At 66.0% G+C, this 4303-nt stretch carries 4 protein-coding genes and 1 pseudogene; 2 read left to right on the forward strand and 3 right to left on the reverse strand.

The window, feature by feature from the left end:
* The first annotated feature begins 72 nt into the window (after nucleotides 1-72).
* Entirely contained in the window at nucleotides 73-1581 is a 1509-nt protein-coding gene (locus EN780_RS28470) for a multicopper oxidase family protein (RefSeq protein ID WP_128275952.1), read from the forward strand.
* Nucleotides 1578-2144, forward strand: coding sequence for a cytochrome c (locus EN780_RS28475; protein ID WP_127311826.1), 567 nt, complete (start codon nucleotides 1578-1580; stop codon nucleotides 2142-2144). The genes EN780_RS28470 and EN780_RS28475 overlap by 4 nt, the downstream gene beginning before the upstream one ends.
* A gap of 18 nt (nucleotides 2145-2162) precedes the next feature.
* Here the strand turns inward: EN780_RS28475 and EN780_RS28480 are convergent, their stop codons facing one another.
* From EN780_RS28480 to EN780_RS28490, 3 genes and pseudogenes are all read right to left on the reverse strand, one after another.
* Complete coding sequence (locus tag EN780_RS28480; RefSeq protein ID WP_128275953.1) at nucleotides 2163-2876, reverse strand: ABC transporter permease; 714 nt, start codon at nucleotides 2874-2876, stop codon at nucleotides 2163-2165.
* A 97-nt stretch (nucleotides 2877-2973) separates the two neighbouring features.
* Nucleotides 2974-3843, reverse strand: a pseudogene (locus EN780_RS28485) (cation diffusion facilitator family transporter); the annotation flags it as partial.
* A 79-nt stretch (nucleotides 3844-3922) separates the two neighbouring features.
* Complete coding sequence (locus EN780_RS28490) at nucleotides 3923-4189, reverse strand: metal-sensing transcriptional repressor (RefSeq protein ID WP_127286125.1); 267 nt, start codon at nucleotides 4187-4189, stop codon at nucleotides 3923-3925.
* Nucleotides 4190-4303 lie beyond the last annotated feature (114 nt).

Consider the following 4303-nt stretch of genomic DNA (forward strand, 5'->3'; position numbering starts at 1 on the left):
ACCTTCCAGCAACTGGAACCCTTAGCGTGACGGAATCCGGCGGCGGACTTCCTCACTATCCAGGAGCAAACGATGCATCGACGCGGTTTTCTGGCGGCAGGCCTGGCGACGGTTCTGGCGAGCCCACGCGCGCTGGCGCAGATGAAGATCGACGACATGTCCGGCATGGACATGAGCGGCCATGCCGGGCACGACATGGGCGCGATGGCCGAAGGCGCCGTCGCCCTGCCCGAGGGCGAGGTGTTGCGCGACCTGCCGCTGCTCGCCAACGCGGCCGGCCGGCCAGGCCTGTTCAAGGCACGGCTAACGGCGGAAGCGGCCGTCACGCGCTTCGCCGAAGGGCTGGACACGCCGATCCTCGCCTATAATGGCACGAGCCCCGGGCCGCTGATCGAGGCCTTCGAGGGCGACCGCGTCGAGATCACCTTCGCCAACCGGATCGAAGGCGAGGCCAGCACCATCCATTGGCACGGCATGCCGGTGCCGGCCGATCAGGACGGCAATCCGATGGACCCGGTGGCGGCGGGCACTGACCGCGTCTACGCCTTCGAGCTTCCGGAAGGGTCGGCCGGCTCCTACTGGTATCATCCGCACGCCCACGGCACGACCGCCGAGCAGGTCTATCGCGGCCTTGCCGGCGCCTTCGTCGTCAAGGCAAAGGCCGATCCGGTGCCGGCCGAATATGGCGATACGGTACTGGTGCTCACCGACCTCAGGCTCGCCGCCGACGGCTCGATGCCCGCCAACACCATGACCGACCTGATGAACGGCCGCGTCGGCGACCATGTGCTGGTCAACGGCCAGAAGAATCCCAGGCTTGCCGTAACGAAAGGCGCGGTGCGGCGCCTACGTCTCTACAACGCCACCAATGCGCGCTTCCTGAAGCTCGCCTTCGACGGTGCGGCGATGACCGTCATCGGCACGGATGGTGGATTGCTGGCGGCGCCGGTTGCGGCCGACGAGATCCTGCTCAGCCCGGGCGAGCGCATCGAACTGGTGGTCTCCTTCGGCCGGCCAGGCCCCGTCACCCTCGCCACGCTTGACTACGATCGGGGCTGGATGGGGCCCGGTCGCCCGGCAGACGGTGGGCTGACACTGCTGACCATCGACGTCTCCGAAGAGGCCGGAGGAGCGATGCCGCCGCTGCCGGCGAGGCTGCGGCCGATCGCGCCGCTGCCTGCCCCCGCCTTTAGCCGGCGCCTCGTCTTCAGCGAAACCATGGCGATGAACGCCACCGGCATGGAAATGGGCTTCCTGATCAACGGCAAGGCCTTCGACATGGCGCGCGTCGACATCGTCGGCAAGGCCGGCGAGACCGAGCTCTGGGAGATCGTCAACCAGGCCGACATGGACCATCCCTTCCATGTCCACGGCACGCAGTTCCAGGTGATCGAGCACGAGCGCGACGGCAAGATCTCCAGGCCGCCCTTCTTTGCCTGGAAAGACACCGTCAACGTGGCGCGCGGCGAGACGCTGCGGCTGCTTCTGCGCCAGGAGCAGCCTGGCCGTCGCATGTATCACTGCCACATCCTCGAGCATGAGCAACTCGGCATGATGGGCGTTCTCGACGTCACGGCATGACGGCGGGCATCGCATCCCGGGTGGCGATGCTGGCGCTAACCGGCTCGCTCGTTATGTCCTCGCCGCTGGCCGTGGCCTCGGGCGACGCGGTCGTTGCTGCCCGCCAGGCTTCAATGAAGGCGATGGCGGCGGCGGCGAAAACCGTTGCCGAGATGTTCGACGGCAAGCGAGCCTATGACGCTGCAGACTTCCGGACGGCGGCCGATACGCTTCGTACCCGCACCGGCCCCGTCCTGATCGCCGAATTTCCGTCAGGCACGCTCGGCGCGCCCTCCGGCGCCAAGGCTGAGATCGATCAGGCGCGGCCTGAATTCGAGGCGCTCGCCCGCCATATCGGCGGGCTCGCCTCGGCGCTGGCCGCAAAGGCCGAAAGGGCGCCGGCGCAAATCACCAGCGACATGCGCATGGGCGCGATGCTGCCGACGGATGGCGGCAGCCTGCTCGGCAAACGGCCGAACGCCGTGCATGTCGATCCTGCCAAGCTGCCGGCGGAGCATCTCCTGCATCTCATCCTGCAGGATTGTTCGAGCTGCCATTCGAAGTTCCGGCGGAAGGTGAAGTGACACAGGCGACCTATCGCTTCAATTCGACGTAACCTGCCAGACGGCAACGCCGGCCAGAACAAGGCCGGCAACGCCCTCGATGCCGCGCGAGAGGAGGTCGAACAGGCGCGGCCGGCTGTCGAAGAGATGCACGAGCCGCTCGCGAAACAAGATCGACAGCACGGCAACGCAGGACAGCGTCAACGCAACGCCGACCATCATGGTCAACGCAAAAAGGATGCCGGCGCCGGGGACGCCGCGCGATATGGCGAAAGTCATGACGAACAGCGTAAGCGGGCACGGGATCAGGCCGGCCATGAAACCCACGACCTCCCCTTCATGCTTGTGGCTATGCCCATGGCCAAGCGCGCGCCAGACCATCCACGCGCCGATCACGCCGAGCAGCGCGCGGCTGACATCTTCGAGCAGCGGCGCCCGACCGACGCTTCCCAATGCCAGCGACACAAGCGGCAGGGAGAGCACGGCGATCAGCACCGCTATCGTCACATGCGTGGCGGAAAGAGCGATCGAGGCAAGCAGACCGCGCGACACCTTCGTATCCGAGCCGGCGAGATAAGTGGCGAGCACCGCCTTGCTATGTCCTGGCGTCAGTGCGTGGGCGGCCCCAAAGACGACGCCCATCGGCAGGAAGGAGAAGAACGCCAGCCAACCGCCGCCTGCCGCCAGAAGCTTGATCTGGTCGGCGAGGGCCAGGTAGATCGTGCGCTGGAACTCGACAAGGGTCTGAAGCATCGGGCGGGACTATAGCCGCCGGACTCGGCGAGCGTCAGTGCCGATGTCCGGCATGGTCGCCGTGGTCATGGTGATGCTGGTGCGAGTGATCGTGCCGCTCGAACCGCACATTGGCCGCTGCCAGCGCCGGCATGTGCTGGAAGAGTTCGTCCTCGAGCATAGCCGCGAGCCTGTTCGCCTCGGCAAGCGGCAGGGTCTCATCGGCGGCAATGGCGATGTCGGCATGCAGCCTGTGGCCGATCCAGCGCGCCCTCGCATCGACGAGCCGCACTCCCGGCACATGCTCGGCCGCATGGTGAATTTCATCGACGATGCCGGGCTCGACACCGTCCAGCATGCGCGTCAGCACGGCTTTGGAAGACTGCCACACAATGGCGAAGATAGCGATCGTGATCAGCAGGCCGATGATCGGATCGGCGAGTGGAAAACCCGCCCAGACGCCGATGGCGCCGAGGACGACCGCCAGGCTGGTGAAGCCGTCGGTGCGGGCGTGGTAGCCGTCGGCGATCAGTGCCGCGCTGTTGATCTCGCGGCCGACGCGGACGCGGAACACGGCGACCGCTTCGTTGCCGATGAAGCCGATGAGGCCGGCGATCGCCACCCAGCCCAGGAGTTCGATCGCCCTTGGATGGATCAACCTGTCGATCGCCTCGTAGCCGGCGACGATGGCGCTGAACAGGATGATGAGCACGATGATGATGCCGGCAAGGTCCTCGACCCGGCCGAGGCCATAGGTGAAGGTCTTCGACGGCTTGCGCCTTGCAAGCATGAACGCGATCCAAAGCGGGATGGCGGTGACCGCGTCGCCGACATTGTGGATGGTGTCGGCAAGCAGCGCCACGCTGCCCGACAGAAGCACGACGACCAGCTGCAGCGCGGCCGTGATTGCCAGCACCACGAAGGACCATTTGATCGCCCAGATGCCGCGCGTCGTGGTGGCGATGGTGGGGTCGACCACGCCATGCGACCGTCATGATGGTGGCCATGCCCGGCGTGATCGTGCGAACCGAGGCGGAACCAGTCGAGAACGCGTGCGCCAAAACCGCTCATAGATACTTCGCCAATTGCTTGAGCTCGGCGAGCGCGTCATGCGAGCCCCCCTCGGCGCTGTCGTTCAGGCAGTGCTCGATATGATCGTGGATCAGCTCGCGCTTGGCGCTGCTGATCGCGCTCTCCACGGCGTGGAGCTGCTGGGCAAGGTCGACGCAGGGGCGTTGCGCCTCGAACATCGAGAGCACCGCGGCAAGGTGGCCCTGCGCGCGTTTCAAACGCTTGACGATGGCGGGGTGCGAGGTGTGGATGCCTTCTGACATGGGGCGGGGAATATCCCCCCGGGGAGGATAGAGTCAAGCCGGCTGGAGGGCTTTCGGAGGCTGGTACCGCCGGGGTTTGCAAAATATTAATTTGTTCAGCCGACGCTAATATGA

It is taken from the genome of Mesorhizobium sp. M4B.F.Ca.ET.089.01.1.1 (assembly GCF_004022605.1).
In the GTDB taxonomy this organism is placed as follows: Bacteria; Pseudomonadota; Alphaproteobacteria; order Rhizobiales; family Rhizobiaceae; genus Mesorhizobium; species Mesorhizobium abyssinicae.

What these genes read in the sequence shown, in the direction of transcription:
- EN780_RS28470 (WP_128275952.1), top strand. Translation starts at nt 73, where the DNA reads ATGCATCGACGCGGTTTTCTGGCGGCAGGCCTGGCGACGGTTCTGGCG.
- EN780_RS28475 (WP_127311826.1), top strand. Translation starts at nt 1,578, where the DNA reads ATGACGGCGGGCATCGCATCCCGGGTGGCGATGCTGGCGCTAACCGGC.
- EN780_RS28480 (WP_128275953.1), bottom strand. Translation starts at nt 2,876, where the DNA reads ATGCTTCAGACCCTTGTCGAGTTCCAGCGCACGATCTACCTGGCCCTC.
- EN780_RS28490 (WP_127286125.1), bottom strand. Translation starts at nt 4,189, where the DNA reads ATGTCAGAAGGCATCCACACCTCGCACCCCGCCATCGTCAAGCGTTTG.